This window comes from Brevibacillus sp. FIR094, assembly GCF_050477165.1.
Classification (GTDB): domain Bacteria; phylum Bacillota; class Bacilli; order Brevibacillales; family Brevibacillaceae; genus Brevibacillus.
The window spans coordinates 1-17,332 of the sequence record NZ_JBEAES010000047.1; the positions used below are offsets into that span (position 1 = coordinate 1).

General features: G+C 46.4%; 13 protein-coding genes and 4 tRNA genes. 16 read left to right on the forward strand and 1 reads right to left on the reverse strand.

Annotated elements, in window-relative coordinates; genetic code table 11:
- The first annotated feature begins 58 nt into the window (after positions 1–58).
- The 5 genes from ACQ5DJ_RS26970 to rocF all read left to right on the forward strand — a co-directional run bounded on the left by ACQ5DJ_RS26970 (position 59) and on the right by rocF (position 1,463).
- Positions 59–134, forward strand: a tRNA-Lys gene (locus ACQ5DJ_RS26970).
- A 20-nt stretch (positions 135–154) separates the two neighbouring features.
- Positions 155–231: transfer RNA gene (locus ACQ5DJ_RS26975), tRNA-Arg, on the forward strand.
- Between the two features lie 5 nt (positions 232–236).
- Positions 237–313, forward strand: a tRNA-Pro gene (locus ACQ5DJ_RS26980).
- Between the two features lie 8 nt (positions 314–321).
- A tRNA-Gly gene (locus ACQ5DJ_RS26985) sits at positions 322–395 on the forward strand.
- A 171-nt stretch (positions 396–566) separates the two neighbouring features.
- The gene (rocF, locus tag ACQ5DJ_RS26990; protein ID WP_429845149.1) at positions 567–1,463 is read left to right on the forward strand and encodes an arginase; all 897 of its coding nucleotides are present in this window, start codon (positions 567–569) and stop codon (positions 1,461–1,463) included.
- 93 nt (positions 1,464–1,556) lie between these two features.
- On the opposite strand, the gene ACQ5DJ_RS26995 is transcribed toward rocF, so the two are convergent.
- The gene (locus ACQ5DJ_RS26995) at positions 1,557–1,727 is read right to left on the reverse strand and encodes a Spo0E family sporulation regulatory protein-aspartic acid phosphatase (RefSeq protein ID WP_429845123.1); all 171 of its coding nucleotides are present in this window, start codon (positions 1,725–1,727) and stop codon (positions 1,557–1,559) included.
- A gap of 158 nt (positions 1,728–1,885) precedes the next feature.
- On the opposite strand from ACQ5DJ_RS26995, the gene sigW reads away from it, so the two are divergent.
- The 11 genes from sigW (at position 1,886) to ACQ5DJ_RS27050 (ending at position 17,294) form a co-directional block, all read left to right on the forward strand.
- Positions 1,886–2,449, forward strand: coding sequence for an RNA polymerase sigma factor SigW (gene sigW / locus ACQ5DJ_RS27000; RefSeq protein WP_016742677.1), 564 nt, complete (start codon positions 1,886–1,888; stop codon positions 2,447–2,449).
- A 17-nt stretch (positions 2,450–2,466) separates the two neighbouring features.
- Positions 2,467–3,090, forward strand: a complete 624-nt coding sequence (locus tag ACQ5DJ_RS27005; protein WP_429845124.1) for a zf-HC2 domain-containing protein — start codon at positions 2,467–2,469, stop codon at positions 3,088–3,090.
- 105 nt (positions 3,091–3,195) lie between these two features.
- Positions 3,196–4,020 carry a diadenylate cyclase CdaA gene (gene cdaA, locus ACQ5DJ_RS27010; protein WP_007725283.1) on the forward strand — a complete coding sequence of 275 codons (825 nt, stop codon included), beginning with the start codon at positions 3,196–3,198 and terminating at the stop codon, positions 4,018–4,020.
- A complete protein-coding gene (locus ACQ5DJ_RS27015; protein WP_429845125.1) occupies positions 4,013–5,260 on the forward strand; it encodes a CdaR family protein in 1,248 nt (415 codons plus the stop codon). Before cdaA ends, ACQ5DJ_RS27015 begins: the two co-directional genes overlap by 8 nt.
- A gap of 43 nt (positions 5,261–5,303) precedes the next feature.
- Positions 5,304–6,650, forward strand: a complete 1,347-nt coding sequence (gene glmM, locus ACQ5DJ_RS27020; protein WP_429845126.1) for a phosphoglucosamine mutase — start codon at positions 5,304–5,306, stop codon at positions 6,648–6,650.
- 482 nt (positions 6,651–7,132) lie between these two features.
- A complete protein-coding gene (glmS, locus tag ACQ5DJ_RS27025; protein WP_429845127.1) occupies positions 7,133–8,965 on the forward strand; it encodes a glutamine--fructose-6-phosphate transaminase (isomerizing) in 1,833 nt (610 codons plus the stop codon).
- A gap of 243 nt (positions 8,966–9,208) precedes the next feature.
- Positions 9,209–10,033, forward strand: coding sequence for a TnsA endonuclease N-terminal domain-containing protein (locus ACQ5DJ_RS27030; RefSeq protein ID WP_429845128.1), 825 nt, complete (start codon positions 9,209–9,211; stop codon positions 10,031–10,033).
- A 5-nt stretch (positions 10,034–10,038) separates the two neighbouring features.
- Positions 10,039–12,234, forward strand: a complete 2,196-nt coding sequence (locus ACQ5DJ_RS27035; RefSeq protein ID WP_429845129.1) for a Mu transposase C-terminal domain-containing protein — start codon at positions 10,039–10,041, stop codon at positions 12,232–12,234.
- Positions 12,231–13,907, forward strand: coding sequence for an ATP-binding protein (locus tag ACQ5DJ_RS27040; protein WP_429845130.1), 1,677 nt, complete (start codon positions 12,231–12,233; stop codon positions 13,905–13,907). The genes ACQ5DJ_RS27035 and ACQ5DJ_RS27040 overlap by 4 nt, the downstream gene beginning before the upstream one ends.
- Before the next feature lie 13 nt (positions 13,908–13,920).
- Positions 13,921–15,696, forward strand: a complete 1,776-nt coding sequence (locus ACQ5DJ_RS27045; RefSeq protein ID WP_429845131.1) for a TnsD family Tn7-like transposition protein — start codon at positions 13,921–13,923, stop codon at positions 15,694–15,696.
- Positions 15,684–17,294 (forward strand): Tn7-like element transposition protein TnsE, encoded by a 1,611-nt coding sequence (locus ACQ5DJ_RS27050; RefSeq protein WP_429845132.1) that lies wholly within the window; start codon positions 15,684–15,686, stop codon positions 17,292–17,294. Before ACQ5DJ_RS27045 ends, ACQ5DJ_RS27050 begins: the two co-directional genes overlap by 13 nt.
- Positions 17,295–17,332: the final 38 nt, after the last annotated feature.

The following is a 17,332-nucleotide window of genomic DNA, read 5'->3' on the forward strand; positions in this document are numbered from 1 at the left end:
CAACGGACTTTGACTCCGTCATTCCTAGGTTCAAATCCTAGTACCCCAGCCATTTTGCGAGCCATTAGCTCAGTTGGTAGAGCATCTGACTTTTAATCAGAGGGTCGAAGGTTCGAGTCCTTCATGGCTCACCAGTTTTTTAAAATCATAATAGGTGCCCTTAGCTCAGCTGGATAGAGCGTTTGACTACGAATCAAAAGGTCGGGAGTTCGAATCTCTCAGGGCACGCCACTTATCGGGAAGTAGCTCAGCTTGGTAGAGTACTTGGCTTGGGACCAAGGGGTCGCAGGTTCGAATCCTGTCTTCCCGACCATTTTTTATGCGGGTGTAGTTCAATGGTAGAACTCCAGCCTTCCAAGCTGGTCGCGTGGGTTCGATTCCCATCACCCGCTCCATATGCTTACTAGAAACGAGAAACCGAAATGGTTGCTCGTTTTTTTGTGTTTTTGACAAAGCTTGTCCGACAGGTTATTTATGCAAAATCATGTCGAGTTGAGTCATTTTGCTTTCCGGGGCTACAATATAGGGGTAGAAAATGAATGAACGAAGGAAAGGGTGGCACTTCTATGAACAAAAACATGAGCATTGTTGGTGTACCGATGGATCTAGGTGCAGACCGCCGCGGAGTTGATATGGGACCTAGCGCTATCCGTTATGCAGGTGTGGTAGCACGCCTGGAAAAGATGGGTTTCAACATTGAAGACCGAGGAGATATTTTTGTAACGCGTCCTCACCACTTCACCGAGACGGATAACCATAAATACCTGGATGAAGTTGTGGAAGCCAATGAAAAGCTTGCTAATGTTGTAAGCGATATCATGACTGCTGGTCGATTCCCGCTCGTATTGGGTGGCGATCACAGTATTGCCCTTGGAACCATTGCAGGTGTGGCTAAGCACGTAAAAAACCTGGGTGTGATTTGGTTTGATGCTCATGGTGATCTGAATACGGGTGCCACTTCTCCATCGGGAAATATTCACGGTATGCCTTTGGCAGCAAGCTTGGGGTATGGGCATGAGCGTCTGACGAGCATTGGGGGATATACACCAAAGGTACAAGCAGAAAACGTGGTCATCATCGGTGCGCGTGATCTGGATCAAGGTGAGCGTGAACTGATCAAGCGTATTGGGATGAAGGTTTTCACCATGCATGAAATTGATAAATTGGGTATGGCTCGAGTCATGGATGAAGCAATCGCGCATGTGTCCAAAAACACAGATGGTGTGCATTTGAGTCTCGACTTGGATGGACTTGATCCACACGATGCTCCGGGAGTAGGGACGCCAGTAATAGGTGGTATCTCCTATCGTGAAGGGCATGTCTCATTGGAGATGCTGGCAGATGCAGATATTCTTTGTTCGGCAGAATTCGTAGAGGTTAACCCGATTCTTGACCGAGAAAACATGACAGCTCGCGTTGCAGTCGCTTTAATGAGTTCCGTTTTTGGTGATAAATTACTGTAAAATAAATGAAGATCGTCATGAAAAAAGAGAGGCTTTTGGCCCTCTTTTTTTGTTTTTCCGCATCTTTACATTGATAGGGGAAAGCTGTACATTCTAAGGATGGAGACGAAGTTTATTTAATAGTTGGTCCAGTTGTACACTTAGTGTCACTAATTCTGGAGTAATGCAGGCTTGTTTTTTGTACTGCTCGTTGAGTTCTTTTCGCAGCATCTCTATTTCGAGGAGAACGTCTTTTTTTGACAATCGTTGCACTCTCCTTTCCACCCGTGAGATAAATGAGCTATCATTACTTATATATAGAGGAAAGCAATCTGCTTATTCCTCTATTTCCCAACAAGTTATCCGCACAAACACAAGATAAAAAATGAAACCATATGCAGTATCATCCGTATATAGGATTACGGTATTGTGGGGAGGATCGCATGGATTTTGTAGAGAAACGGTTGACTCAGCGGGCAAAACGCGGAGACCGTGAAGCTTTTGCGGAGTTAATCGAGATTTATAAAGACAAGATATTTCAGCTCGCATATCGTATGGTGGGAAACCGCCAGGATGCAGAGGACATCGCGCAAGAAACATTTTTGCGTGTCTATGCCAATTTGCATTCATACGATGACAGTTATAAGTTCTCCACGTGGATCTACAGGATCGCGACCAATCTATGTATCGACCGTGGCCGGAAAAAACGACCTGACTTTTCATTGGATGAAGAAACCGAACCAGGGCAAGGCCTGGACTGGTATTCACGCCTGTCTTCTAACGAGCGAACACCGGAGGACAAAGTCGTAACGCAGGAGCTGCAGGAGACGGTGCAAGATGCTTTGTCTCACTTACAGCCCAAATATCGCTCGATTATGATCTTGCGTTATATTGAGGATTTGTCGTTGCAGGAGATCAGCGATATCGTAAAGCTTCCCATAACGACAATCAAGACGCGTATTCACCGAGGAAGGGAAGCATTACGCAGCAAGTTGCGATTGATGTGAGAAAGGAGAAAATCACGATGGAATGCCGGGATATGATTTGCCTCATCCACGAATATTTAGATGGGGACACTGATGAATTAGCCAATCTGCAATTACAAACACACATAAAGTCTTGTGTGAGTTGTCGCCAGCATATGCATGAGTTGCAGAGAGCCATCGCTTTTGTTCAAAGTGCTTCACATATTCATGTCTCTTCTGATTTTACAGCTCGTGTACTTGCGCAATTGCCTGCGCCGACAAAAGCGAATCTGTTATCAGGATGGCTTCGAAATCATCCGTTTTTGACAGCTGCAGCGGTATTTCTCTTTTTGATGACCGGCAGCGTATTCAACAGTTGGTTTGACAGGGATGACACTCTACAGGTATCCTCTGCTAATTTGGATAAATTAAAAATAGATCGTGAACGCAATGTCGTAGTTGTACCAGCAGGAACCAATATTAATGGAGACGTGGTTGTCCGCAACGGAAACGTAGATGTTCAAGGCCATGTAACAGGAAATGTTGTGGCCATTGAAGGAAAAGTGTTCGTGGCATCTACCGCCCAAGTCGTGGGAAATACCGAATCAATCGAAGCGATCGTAGATTGGATTTGGTATGAGGTGAAAAATATTGGAAATGACTTGCTTCCGATCTTGCCATAAGAGAAAATAGAGAGTACAGCTATCAGAGCACGGCAGTGGAGCCGTGCTTTTTCCGCAGGCGATAGACTGACTTCATTAGATGGAGCGAGATATGGGGGCTTCGTTATGATATCGATATCCATGGATTATGGGGATTTGCTACGGTATGCAACGGATATTTTACTCGTTACATACGTGTTCTATAAAATCATTATGCTTATTCGCGGGACGCGCGCTGTACAACTGCTGAAGGGGATTATGGTCATCGTCATCACATGGTTCCTCAGCAAATATTTTCAGCTGACGGCACTGCACGCGTTGATGAATCAAGCTTTTACATTCGGGGTTTTGGCGGTCGTCATTATCTTCCAACCGGAGTTGCGTCGAGCACTGGAGCAGCTTGGTCGAGGCAAGCTTTTTTCCCGTTCAAGCAGTACGCAGGATGATGAGGCGGTTAGCCGGTTGGTTCAAGAGGTGGGCAAATCGGTTACGTACATGGCCAAGCGTCGTATTGGTGCATTGATCGTTATTGAGAGAGAGACAGGTCTAAATGACTACGTGGAAACGGGTATTGGCATTAACGGGCGAGTCAGCTCAGAGCTGTTGATTAATATTTTCATTCCGAATACACCGTTGCATGATGGTGCAGTCATTATGCGAAAAGACATGATTATGGCTGCTGCCTGTTATCTTCCACTGTCTGAAAACAATTCCATCTCCAAGGAGTTGGGGACGCGCCATCGAGCGGCAATAGGGTTAAGTGAGGTTTCCGATGGCATTGCGATCATCGTATCCGAAGAGACTGGTCAGGTGTCCTTTGCCGCGCATGGAGCAATGAATCGCAATCTGACGGAGGCGCAACTGGCAGAGATGCTGACAGAACAGCTTCAGCCTCTGTCCAAAGGCAAATCCATGGGAAGTCGTTGGCAATGGAGGCGAAAACATGGATAAATGGTTAAACAGTCACTGGTTTGCACGTGCTGTTGCGTTGCTTTTGGCTATCATGACGTGGATGATTGTCAATCTGGAAGCAGAACAAACGACGACTCCTGAGGCAAGTCAGCCAACTTTTATTGATAGTGTCAATTTGCATGTGAGATACGATACCGACCGTTATCAAGTGGTTAAGCAGCAACGAACGGTAAAGGTCGCCTTGGAAAGCAATAATCCTTTTTATCGGCACAACTTCTTCCCAGAGGAATCGTGGGAAGTGTATGTCGATGCGACAAACCTGGGCAAAGGAACGCATCGTGTACCTGTCCAGTACAAGGGATTCCCGGATGAAGTCAAGGTAGGGATCATCCCGAATATCGTGGAAATTACCTTGGAAGAGAAAAAGACCGTTGAGCGTGAAGTTTCCGTGGAGAAATTGGGACAGGTCGCCCCTGGTTACACGGCTGGAGAGCCTATTGTGAAGCCGTTTAGAGCGCTTGTAAGGGTACCTGAAAGCCAAGTGAATAAGGTAGCAGCGGTTAAGGCTTCGGTTGACTTGGAAGGGGCTACTTCGGCAATTAAGACAACGGTTCCGCTCAAAGTCGTGGACAAGTCTGGTAACGTGATTCAAGGGGCGGATGTGGTGCCACTTACGGTAGAAGTCAACATCCCCGTAACGAGTCCGTTTGCCAAAGTGCCAATCAAATTAAACTTGACGAATGAATTACCGAATGGCTATAGTTTGGCTAGTATGGGTATGAATGTGGAAGAGGTCACGGTCTATGGACCGAAGGAAGTCATTGATGGCATCAAATCCAACACATACCCAGGCCCGGAAATCGATCTCGGCAACATTACATCAGATCGCGACATAGAGTTAAAGATACCGTTAATGGATAATATTGTGAAGGTTGAGCCGGAGTATGTGACCGTATCGCTGAAAGTCGTTCCATCAACGACCAAGCGTTTGGATAAGATTCCGATTCGCATTAGCGGGCTATCAGAAAGCATGGAAGCAAAGGTACTATCCACCGATGGCCAGGAGATGTCTACAATCGACTTCGACGTGATCGGCGCACCAGACGTGCTGAATCAGTTGAGGCATGAAGACTTGCAGGTCGTAGCAGATGTCAGCAATATGCCGGCCGGTGTATACGAAGTACCATTGAATTACATCTTCAATCAGTCGGAGTATATCAAGACTTCTGCGGGCGCACCGAAAAAGGTCACAATTCAAATCACGAACAAGCAAAGGTAGACATAAGCTGTTGTGTGCACAAGGAAGGAAATGAGGGACAATCATGGGGAAGTATTTCGGAACAGACGGTGTACGCGGTGTAGCAAATACACAACTGACACCCGAACTGGCATTTAAAATCGGACGCGTTGGCGGTTACGTTCTCACCAGACACAAGCAGGAAGGGAAACCAAAAGTGGTGATTGGGCGCGATACGCGCATTTCCGGACAAATGCTGGAAAACGCACTTTTGGCTGGACTGTTATCGGTTGGAGCAGAAGTGGTCAGATTGGGTGTTATCTCCACCTCGGGGGTAGCGTATCTCACACGTGCACTTGGTGCAGATGCGGGTGTTATGATCTCCGCCTCTCACAATCCGTTTCCGGATAACGGAATCAAGTTCTTCGGCAGCAACGGTTTTAAACTGTCCGACGAAGTGGAAGCTGAAGTAGAACAGTATTTGGACGCGGCAGAGGATACTTTGCCTCGACCAACAGGCGAACAAATCGGGACGGTTCTGGAATTCCTGGAGGGTGGACAAAAGTACCTCTCTCACTTGAAGAGTACCGTATCTGAGCGATTTGACGGTCTGAAGGTAGTCCTGGACTGTGCAAATGGTGCTGTCTCATCATTGGCAGCTCGTCTGTTTGCGGATGTGGACGCTGAAGTGATCACGATTGGTGCGAATCCGAATGGAATCAACATCAATGACCAGTGCGGTTCAACGCATCCTGAACGTCTAGTAGAAGAAGTTTTGAAGCATAAAGCTGACTTGGGTCTTTCCTTTGATGGGGACGCGGATCGCTGCATTGCAGTAGATAATAATGGTGAAATCATTGACGGCGACTATATTATGGCGATCTGTGCACGAGCACTCAAGGCAAAAGGAAAGCTCAACAACAATACAGTTGTCACGACCGTAATGGCCAACATGGGCTTCTTCAAAGGGATGGAGGAGTGCTCCATCAATACGACGAAGACTGCTGTAGGGGATCGCTACGTAGTAGAAGAGATGCTGCGCGGTGGCTATAATCTCGGTGGCGAACAATCCGGTCATATCGTCTTCCTGGACTACAATACGACAGGAGACGGTCTGTTAACGGGTCTGCAGCTCTTGAACATCATCAAGGAGTCTGGTAAGCCTTTGTCCGAGCTCAAACAAGTGATGGTCAAGTATCCGCAGCTTCTGATCAATGTCCGTGTAGAGGACAAGTCAAAGCTGAATGGCAATGAAGCGATTGCACAGGTGATTCGTGAAGTGGAAGAAGATTTGGCTGGCAATGGTCGCGTTCTGGTTCGTCCGTCCGGAACAGAGCCAATCGTACGTGTCATGGCAGAAGGTCCAGATGCGTCTCAGTTGGAAGGGCTCGTAAATCGGATCGTTGACGTGGTCAAACAAGAACTGGTGTAAAATTAGTGTAAAAAGTTGCAGGGAGCGGTTTCGACACCGCTCCCTTTTGCATACAACTAAAATACGACGACGAGATATTGTCGCTCTCCACAATCTGTGGTACAGTGTTCATGTGCGCTAGCACCAAGAAAGAAAAAAATGGGAGGGATTGTGCAAAAAAGAACAAGCACCGTAAATCAAATGCATACCATTGGAAAGCGCCAGCACTGAGGCTGCCCGACATGGAGCCCAGTGGACGAGGTGGAGGTTTATCGAAGGATTCGGCGGATACCTCCCGGCAGCAGTATCACTGCCGCAGAGCGCAGGGACAAAACATCAGGGTGATCTGATGGACAAAACCTTGCGTGTGATACGTTTTTTACCATTGCCGAAATAGATGAAACAGAATGATCATATAAAAAACATGGAATGGCGGGGGACTCACCCTCGTACCATTGTTCGGGTCGAAGTCCCTCGCCAAATTGGAAGGGGACCATACACTTATGTGCGGAATCGTTGGATATATTGGAAATAAACAAGCGCAAGACATCGTGATCGGAGGACTTCGCAAGCTGGAGTATCGCGGCTATGATTCAGCAGGGGTCGCTGTCGTGAATGCAAACGGATTGGAGTACTCAAAAGCTCAGGGTCGCCTGGCTGTTCTCGAAGGTCGTTTGGAGTCGAATCCATTGGCTGGTTCTATGGGAATCGGGCATACACGTTGGGCGACACACGGAAAACCGTCTGACGAGAACTCCCACCCACATACAGACGAGAAATCAGCTTTTGCAGTCGTTCACAACGGGATTATCGAAAACTTCCTGCCATTGAAAGAAGAGCTGCTGGAAAAAGGCTACACGTTCACTTCTGAGACAGATACCGAGGTTATCGCTCACTTGCTCGCTGACATGTACGATGGCGATATCGTTTCTACAGCGCGTCGTGCTGTTCAACGCATGCGTGGTGCCTATGCATTGGGAATCATGACGGAGCACGAGCCAGATAAGCTGGTAGCGATTCGTTTGGCTAGCCCATTGGTAGTTGGTGTGGGTCAAGGCGAGAGCTTTATCGGTTCGGATATCCCGGCTATTTTGGAGCATACACGTGACGTGTACATTTTGAACGAAGGCGAAATGGCTGTGTTGACTCGCGATGGTGTGGAACTGATGAACGCAGAGACCGGCGAGAAAATCGCGCGGGAACTGTTCCATGTCGAGTGGGATCTGGTACAAGCGGAAAAAGGCGGATATGATTCCTTCATGCTCAAGGAAATGCACGAGCAGCCTCAAGCTGTTCGCGATACCATGGGTGCCCGCATTGACGAGGACAACAAGCGAGTGATTTTGCCTGAGCTGAAAATGAGCGATGCGGAACTGGCGACATACGATCGCATCTACATCGTGGCATGCGGTACTTCCATGCACGCAGGACTCGTCGGTAAGGATGTTATCGAAAAATGGACTCGCGTACCTGTAGAGGTAGCAGTCGCTTCCGAGTTCCGTTACCGTGATCCGATCTACACAGACAAGACACTGATGATCGTCATCAGCCAATCTGGTGAGACAGCGGACACGCTGGCTGCGCTGCGTGAGGCGAAGAAGAGCAACGTGAAGGTATTGGCTATCACCAATGTGGTAGGCAGTTCTGTAGCTCGTGAAGCTGACGAAGTGATCTTTACGTGGGCGGGTCCAGAAGTAGCGGTAGCATCTACGAAAGCATACACCTCCCAAGTCGTTGCCCTGTACTTGTTCAGCCTGTATTTGGCTCAAGTAAAAGGCACCATGGCGGCTGCTGAGGTTGCTGAAGTCGTTGAGCACCTGAGTGAGATTCCTGGCAAAATCGCTTCCATGCTGAATGACGATGATCAAATTCGTCGCTTTGCGGAGGGCACAAAAGAGGTAAGCAGCCTGTTCTTCATCGGCCGCAGCCTCGATTATGCGGTATCGCTGGAAGGCTCTCTGAAGCTGAAAGAAATCTCCTATATTCACTCCGAGGCGTATCCAGCTGGTGAGTTGAAGCACGGTACACTTGCGCTGATTGAAGATAATGTTCCAGTTGTAGCTTTGGCTACGCAACCAGACATCTACGAAAAAACGGTAAGCAACATCGTGGAAGTAAAAGCTCGCGGCGCTCATGTACTGGGCTTTGCGACTGAAGGCAACCACGACCTGGCGAAGAGTGTGGATGAGGTCATTTACATGCCAGCCACTCTGCCAATGCTCACACCGATTCTGACCGTCATTCCATTGCAATTGCTTGCTTACTACGCTTCTGTCGCTCGTGGCCTTGACGTGGATAAACCACGGAACTTGGCGAAGAGTGTGACGGTTGAGTAGGGGTGAAGGGAATAAGAACATCTTTTGTCAAAAGAAAATAAAGTATTAGACTGAAAAATAAAGTATTAGACTGGGAAAATAAAGTTGTAGACTGAGAAAATAAAGTATTAGACTCACATTTCTGGCCATACTTCTACTAGGAGCTCTTCTACTGTCTACAGAATCGACATCCAGAATAACAACATGACTCCATTTGGGCTGCCTTCAGGTAGCCCTATTTTTTATGTTCTTGGAGGTGACATCATGGCAAAACGAAAACGCGAGATCACGGAAGCAAAGATTGAACGATTCATTAAAGAAGGAAGAGGCCAAGGGACAGGAAAGGAATACCTTCCCTGGCTTAGAATTCAAGACGTTCCCTCGGAAGGCAGAGTAACTCGTGGAGTTGGCTGGACGACTGGCCGAAGACATGAGTTACTTTCTGATATCGAACGCGATTATTGCTATCTGCTGGATTATTCCGATGATGTATCGGATATCCGCGAGCAGTTCCCCCTTCTTCCACTCGAAGAAACTTTGTTAATTGCAGAAAAAGTAGGCGTTGAGCATCCAACAGATCCTAAAACCGGAATCCCGATTGTGATGACAACGGACTTCATGATTACGTTCAAAGATAAAAACTATGCTAGAACGGTAAAGCCTGCCTCTCAAATTGAAAATGAGCGTACGATTGAAAAATTCGAAATTGAGAGGTTGTACTGGGAATCGCGACATGTCGATTGGGGAATGATCACGGATCAAGACTTGCCTGAAGTATTGATTCGAAATATCGAATGGGTTCACAAAGAGTATCATAACGATGATATTTCCGAGTTAGGCGTATATACAGTTCAGAATTTGCAGCGAATACTGGCATCTCGTTTGCAAGATGGAGAAACAATTGCTAGAGCCTGCTTATCTTGCGATGAACAACTAGGGCTGGAAGTAGGCACATCATTGGCGATGTTTCGTCACTTTATTGCTCGTAAGATATGGTCGGTCAATATGAATGAAAGAATTCAGCCAACGCTTGCAGCGAAGGACTTCATTGTTAACGTACAGGTCGAAAAGCTTGCGAAAGGCGGGTAAAAATCTTGCAAACTCTATGTGAGAATATGGTTGTTGAGTGGAGCCTGTCTGACTCTGAGAATCGTCTTATCGAACGTATATTATGGATCTCTCCCTCAAGAGATTTGCTCTTTAGCATTGCGATGCAAGATGACAAAGCATTTCCAGTCATGAAGACTTACACTGAGTATACAGTCGGTTTTGAGTCCAATCTTTGTAGACAAATTGAATGGATCAACGACAGCATCCCTTTATTGGATTCAGGAATTGATAGCGAGCATCTGTCTTTGCGAGATAAATCATGGGACGCAATCAAAGAAATTGTTGTGGACGAACCGGCGTGCTTCGATAAAGGGTTTCGAGGAGCGCGAATTCGAGAAGCACAAGAACGGACAGGTCTACATAAGAGCACCCTTTACCGTTATTTGCGTAGATATTGGCAAGGTGGGAAGATGAAAAACGCCCTTTTGCCCCACTTCAATAATTGCGGGAGTTTCGGAAATGACAGGGAACCAAAGGAGATAAAGCGTGGTCGTCCGAGAAAGTTTGAAGACGCGCCTGTAGGCATTAATATCGACGAGGAAACCAAGCAGTTACTTCGTTCCGGCATCCGATTGTTTTATAACAACAAGGATAAAGCGCCGCTAAAGCATGCCTATCAGAAAACACTCGAAAAATTTTTTGCATCTGGGTTCAGACAAAGCGGGAATGCTCTTGTGCCCATTCTTCCTCCACCTGAGAAGTTGCCTACATTTGGGCAATACAAGTACTGGTTCAAGAAAGAAATGGACTTGGAGGATACGCTAAAAAGCCGACATGGAAATAAAAGATTCGCGTTAGACTATCGTCCGATTCTCGGAAGCTCCACCTATGAGAGCTTTGGTCCCGGCTCCCGGTTTCAGGTCGACGCAACTGTTGCTGACGTTTACTTGGTTAGTGAGTATCGGCGAGAATGGATTATTGGCCGTCCAATTATCTACATCGTTATCGATGTATTCAGCCGATACATTGTCGGCATTTATATTGGATTAGAAGGTCCTAGCTGGATTGGTGCCATGATGGCACTTGCCAATACGACGACCAATAAGGTTCGATTTTGCGCGCAATATGGGATCCCTATTGAGCCTGAGGAGTGGGTAAGCAGCCATTTGCCTCAAAAACTGACGGCGGACCGGGGAGAGCTTGAAGGTAATAAGCCGAGTCATCTTATAGATGTACTGGGTGTGGATGTAGAGAACGCTCCACCTTATCGAGCAGACTGGAAGGGAATCGTAGAGCAGCAATTCCGCTTAACCAACCTGAGAAGCATCCGATTCATTCCGGGAGCTATCAAAGAGCGATTTCGCGAACGTGGCGAAAGAGATTATCGCTTGGATGCGAAGTTGACCCTCCGCGAGTTCACTAAAATCATGATCCAAAATGTTTTGTATCACAATAATCATCATCATATGCTCTGGTATGACCGTAATGAATTCATGGTTGCAGAAGATGTAACACCAATACCGAGAGAGTTGTGGCGTTGGGGAATCATTAATCGGAATGGCCGACTCAAGAAACAGCCTGAGCATATCGTGAAGTTGAATTTGATGCTGCAAGGAGAAGCTACAGTAACCTCTGCGGGGATTCAATTCAAGGGTATGCATTACGGATGCGATCTTGCGATGCGAGAGCAATGGTTCGTTAAGGCGCGTGCGGGTAAAACGTGGCGAGTTAAGGTGTGCTATGACCCTCGCTCGACGAATGAAATTTATCTGTGGATGGATATTGGTCATCAGTTTGAGATATGTACGCTTCTTGAACGCGAAGAGCGATATCAAAATAAGAGGTTCGAGGAAGTCGAAGATTTACTGGAAATCGAACGATATCAAGGACGACATCAAGAAACGAGCAATATGTATTCCAAAGTAGAGCTCGACGCCCAGCGAGAAGCTATTGTGAAAGAGGCAACCCAGAAGACGAACGAGGCCATTAAGCACAGCGAGGAAAGCAATAATCAGCGCGTTAAGGGCTCAAGACAACGCCGTACGAACGAGAAACTATTAAATCGAGAACAAGAAGCGTTTCAGTTATCTGAGAAGGCTCCATCTACGGAGCGTCCAAGCGATAATGTGGTCCCCTTGAAACGTGATAATCACAACGAGATGAAACAATCGTATATTCCGCCAGCGGATAAGCTATCGAAAATCAAAGCTTTTTTGAATGAAGAAGGTGATGACGAGTGAGGGAATTCGATATTCCGTTATTTCATTTCAGCCGCGGCGAATTTGTAGAAGCCGATTATCAAGATCCCCTGTTGGAGGACTATCGTGGTAATCCACTCTTAGAAGCCTTGCCAGCGATTTGGGACGATAAGACGGTCGTGAACAAACTGGCCTCCAAACCGATTTTCCAAGTATCCGAGCGAGATCTACCTGTCCACCTTCGACTTCATTGTGTTCAACGCATTTCTCGAGATTTTTTCCGGCCTTTATCCAGACATTTGGAATTGCAGAGTAGCATCTCCAGGTTGATTAGAGACGGTTATGTAGGGCGTAACCCACTTACCCCCAACTATGCATTCAGGGCTCGTAAAGACGCCTATGAACTCATTATGCAAGGCAACACAAGTGGGTATCCGGTGAATACACCCACTTCGGCCGGGTTCGCTTTAGTTGGAATATCCGGCATCGGCAAATCTAGCAGTTTGCTTCGCATTCTGCAGATGTATCCGCAAGTGATTTTGCATCGCAAATATCAAGGCCAAGATATGCCTGCACCGTATCAAATCGTATGGTTGAAGATGGATTGTCCTCATGACGGCTCGATTAGAGGACTATGCCTGAACTTCCTTCTAGCGGTAGATAGCTTAGTCGGAACCAAGTATTACAAGAAAAACGCGACAAAGAATCCGGACGAATTGCTCCCTTTAATGGCTCAAGCCGCCGCCGTGCACTGCCTGGGAGTGCTTGTCATTGATGAAATTCAGAACCTGCAAGAGGCCAAGGATGATCGAGCGGCACAAATGCTTAACTTCTTCGTTCAATTGGTTAACACCATTGGATTGCCGGTCATTCTGGTTGGAACGTATAAGGCTCTTCCTGCACTTAACGGAGAATTCAGGAATGCCCGGCGTAATAGTGGTCAGGGAGACGCCACATGGCACCACTTCAAGAAAGACGACGAATGGACGTGGCTGCTGCAAGGGCTGTGGAAATATCAATGGACGAACAACAAAGTGGATTTAGACCAAACCTTCATCGATGTCATGTATGACGAGTCTCAAGGAATATCAGACATCGCGATTAAGTTGTTCATGTTAACCCAATGGAGAGCACTTGATAAAGAAATTGATCATATTACACCGGAATTAATCCGTTCTGTTGCGAAGGATCGATTGACCCTCATTCGACCGGCTTTAGAAGCTTTGCGTTCAGGGAAGAAGAAACAAATTCAGAAGTTTGCCGACATCTACGACAGCGTGTCCATCGATGATTACTTGGACCGAATTGAAGCTGAACAACGGCAGGCCGAACGATTGGAAGTTATCCGTACAGAGCTTGGTTTCGATGTGACCGAGCAAACGGTTACCGAATTAAGCGCATGGCTTATTGATGCTGGAGTAGACCAAGGAATAGCGCTTAAGTCAGCGCAAGAAGTGACAAAAGCCCATTTGCACGAGTTGGATCATGTAGATTTACATAAAGAAGCACTGAAGCATGCGTTGGCTTTCCAGAAGAAAAATCCGATACCTGACAAGTCATCTGAGCTGCGCCAAAGAAGGAATCCGAAAATTGTGCCCTCAGAACCAGCTGATTTACGCGTGATCGTATCCCATGGAAAGAAGAAAAAGATAGCTGCTTACGAATCGCTTAAGATTGCGGGATACATAAAAGATCCCTTAGAATTTCTCGGTTAAAGGTCGTGAGCAAATGATACAAGGTTGTGTGCTTCCAATTCCGTATCCGGATGAACTCCTCTATAGTGTCATAACTCGATATCACTTACGAACCAACAATGAGAGTCCAAAATGGACTTTCAGAGAAATATACGAGACTGATAACGTAATTCCCACAATCGACCTTCCCAGTCATCTTGAAGCATTATCGAAAAGTAGCGAATTACAAGGGATGAGTGCCGATGTTTGGATCGATCGCCACACCTTTTTCCTGTATTACGCTCCTTTTCTACCGAGAGAACGTGCTAATCGAGTAAGAACTTTAATGAAAAGCTCGGATGGATCGGGTATCCATGCTCTGGTAGGTATTACTGCAAGCACGATTGATAGAACGAATCGTTTGCGCTTTTGTCCTTCGTGTTACGAGCAAGATATTCAAAGGTATGGTGAACCCTACTGGCATCGAGTTCATCAATTACCTGGCGTATATCTTTGTCATGTGCATCAAAGGATTTTACATGAAATCACGGCACCATTGTCTGATCGGCATGGGCTAACTGTTCTGCCGATTTCCAGACATATGTTTCGTTCGGCACCAATCATTGAATCTTTACCTGATAAATTAATCGATCGCCTAATGGGTATTGCAGATGATATTCAGATGCTCGTCCAATTGGACGAGCCGCCAGCTTTATATGATTCACGGCAGAAAATCCTTCCTAGATTAGCAGAGCAGGGATTCGTGACAGCGGGAGAGCATATTCGACAACAAAAACTGGAAGAACAGCTTGTCCGTTTTTATAGCCCCGAGCTATTAGAATTGCTCGAGAGTAATCTGACGGATAGGGACTACTCTTGGTTGGCGCTATCAACAAGAAAAGTGCGTTGGGCCATTCATCCTTTGCGGCAACTACTTCTTATCCGCTATTTGTATGGTTCATTTGGCGATTTCCTAAATTGTTCGAAAGATTATGACGGGCCATTTGGTATTGGCCCTTGGCCATGTCTCAATAAAGCAGCTGAACACTATGAAAAGCTTGTTGTAACGCAATGTAACATTACTCGTTGCTCTGATACTGGACGCCCTGTCGGGACCTTCATGTGTTCGTGCGGCTTCTCCTATTCTCGGAGAGGGCCAGATCAATTGGAAAAAGATAAGTTTCATCGAGGACGCATTAAGTCGTTCGGGCCCGTATGGGTAGGCAAACTTGAACAATGTATTCAAGAGGGGTTATCCTACCGTGCCGTCGCTAAAATTCTTGGGGTAGACACGAATATCGTGATTAAATATGCCCACACCGATATAGTTGAAACTGCTAAACAGCCGCATGAAAGGAGATCCCAAAAGGCCAGAAGGAATCTTTCCTCGCCCGTTTCAAGGAATGCACCCAAGATACGCGTTGATTGGGAAAAGCGCGATTTGGAGCTAAGCTGGGAGGTTGAATCGGCATGCAAATCTATTTTATCCGATCTCAACTCCAAGCCTATTCGGATTTCGATTGCTTTAATCGGCAAACGTATTGGCAAGTTAAGTTGGCTTGAGAAACACGGCGATAAGCTTCCAGTAACAATGCGGACCATGTCAACCTATTTGGAATCGGTAACTCAGTTTCAGAAGCGCAGAGTACGCTGGGCAGCAGAACAACTGACAGGTGAATGGCCATTGAAACGGTGGAAAATTGAGAAACTTGCAGGGCTAAGGCCGAATTATTCGCAAGAAGTATCCGATGAAATAGATCGTTGTATCGGTCAAAGCAGATTTATGTACACAGTCATATCTTCAGAGGGGACGTCTTCATGGTTGCACTGAAACTGAAATCTTGGCCATTTCCGGAGAACCAGGAGGCAAAGTTAGTTTGGTTTGGCTCTCCGTTTATGGATTACAAGGGGAACTGGCGTATTCGTGTGGCGTTCAGAACGAGTGTCTCGGGGATAAAAGTTGCATCCTACCCTTGGGGAACACTTCCTTATTTGCGCATAGGTCAAATCTATTCGAACGGAGTTTATGATCAGATCAGACCTATGAGCGGATCAGCATTCCAATTCACGATAGATTCCCTAGATCAAGGGACAGTTACAAACAGCTTTAAGCTGCCTAAGCGTCTAATCGATTTCGGTAAAAATCCAGAACTCGGGCTACAGAATATTATTCAGTATCGAACAAGTGGTCCAACGTACTGTATTCCAGTCATTGAATTAATCAGAGCCATGTTCATTAATTCGAGGTACTTGGCCTATTATTTGCTTCAACCGCATGGCTTGGATCTGCTTGTCGATAATAGTCATTCTCAGGGGAGAATACTTCATTTCGATTTGACCAGTCGAGTTCCGGCCAAATTAGCTACCGACAATAATGCACGTCATTTATCATGGATACATACAGACTCGAGGATTCGATCCCTGTGGGATTCCGTTTATCAGAACATGTTCAGTCAAGCGGTTAAGAATTCGCCGTACAATCCTACTGCAACATTTAAAAAGGGTATACCACTTGAAGTTAATCTGCCTGTGATCGGCCCAATTCAATTGCAAGTTCGAGGCGTTCAGTTTATGGATTATGTTTTGGTAAAAGAGATTCTGGCCATCGGCGGTTTTCGGCATCCGTCAGACGAGATCCTCTTCTGGCATCCTTCCAAGAAGAAGCGCGAATGGAGTTCAGGTGATAAATCCGTCAGAATCATATCCGGAGCCAAGGATAACGACTATGTTCTGAATGATCAAAGCGACAATGCTAAAGAAGATATCAATCAGGATGTCCTTGAAACTTCACCTACGATCATGAAGTTCATCAATTCTCCTGTAATTGAGACTCGTCGCCTAAATGTGAAACATTCAAATACTGGGACTGAAGTTATCGTTTCCTCGGGGCGAGGCGGCAAACATGCAGGAACAAAAGAAGTCAGTACTCAAGATACGATGGTCGGTGGCGATACCCCTCCTATCGACTTTCAAACCTTGGAGACGATCCCTGCCAATGAAGCGATGGGTCTTGAGCCGTTCTTTCAGATGATTGAGATTTTAAAGAAGTCATTTCCAGTAAGCGTAAAAATGTCGGTTATAAGGGTGCCGCCCGGCAAGCGTTTCTCTGTATGTGTTAACGGAGCCCGCAGGACTTGTGCCGTTGTTCAGGTGGCTTACGGAAACACGACATTTTACGTTGTCGAAGTGGCAAGACCCGATGATTGGTCCATATCTACGCTTATTCTACGTCCATCAGATCAAATTACATTTAGAGCGGTTGAGCAAAACATTAAGCAGCTTCTGGCCGGACTAATTCGTAAGGGCGGCCATTGGGATCAGAATGTCCTCAGCCAATGTAGTGGAATGAATATAGAAAAGCTAAAGCATTATCAGAGCGACACCATACGTGATTGGGCGTTTAGACTCGCGGGCAAATTCATGTCCTAAAGAACCGACTTGGGTCGGTTTTTTTTATTTTTAGTATT

What these genes read in the sequence shown, in the direction of transcription:
- ACQ5DJ_RS27050 (WP_429845132.1), top strand. Translation starts at nt 15,684, where the DNA reads ATGGTTGCACTGAAACTGAAATCTTGGCCATTTCCGGAGAACCAGGAG.
- ACQ5DJ_RS27005 (WP_429845124.1), top strand. Translation starts at nt 2,467, where the DNA reads ATGGAATGCCGGGATATGATTTGCCTCATCCACGAATATTTAGATGGG.
- sigW (WP_016742677.1), top strand. Translation starts at nt 1,886, where the DNA reads ATGGATTTTGTAGAGAAACGGTTGACTCAGCGGGCAAAACGCGGAGAC.
- ACQ5DJ_RS27015 (WP_429845125.1), top strand. Translation starts at nt 4,013, where the DNA reads ATGGATAAATGGTTAAACAGTCACTGGTTTGCACGTGCTGTTGCGTTG.
- glmM (WP_429845126.1), top strand. Translation starts at nt 5,304, where the DNA reads ATGGGGAAGTATTTCGGAACAGACGGTGTACGCGGTGTAGCAAATACA.
- cdaA (WP_007725283.1), top strand. Translation starts at nt 3,196, where the DNA reads ATGATATCGATATCCATGGATTATGGGGATTTGCTACGGTATGCAACG.
- rocF (WP_429845149.1), top strand. Translation starts at nt 567, where the DNA reads ATGAACAAAAACATGAGCATTGTTGGTGTACCGATGGATCTAGGTGCA.
- ACQ5DJ_RS27045 (WP_429845131.1), top strand. Translation starts at nt 13,921, where the DNA reads ATGATACAAGGTTGTGTGCTTCCAATTCCGTATCCGGATGAACTCCTC.
- glmS (WP_429845127.1), top strand. Translation starts at nt 7,133, where the DNA reads ATGTGCGGAATCGTTGGATATATTGGAAATAAACAAGCGCAAGACATC.
- ACQ5DJ_RS27030 (WP_429845128.1), top strand. Translation starts at nt 9,209, where the DNA reads ATGGCAAAACGAAAACGCGAGATCACGGAAGCAAAGATTGAACGATTC.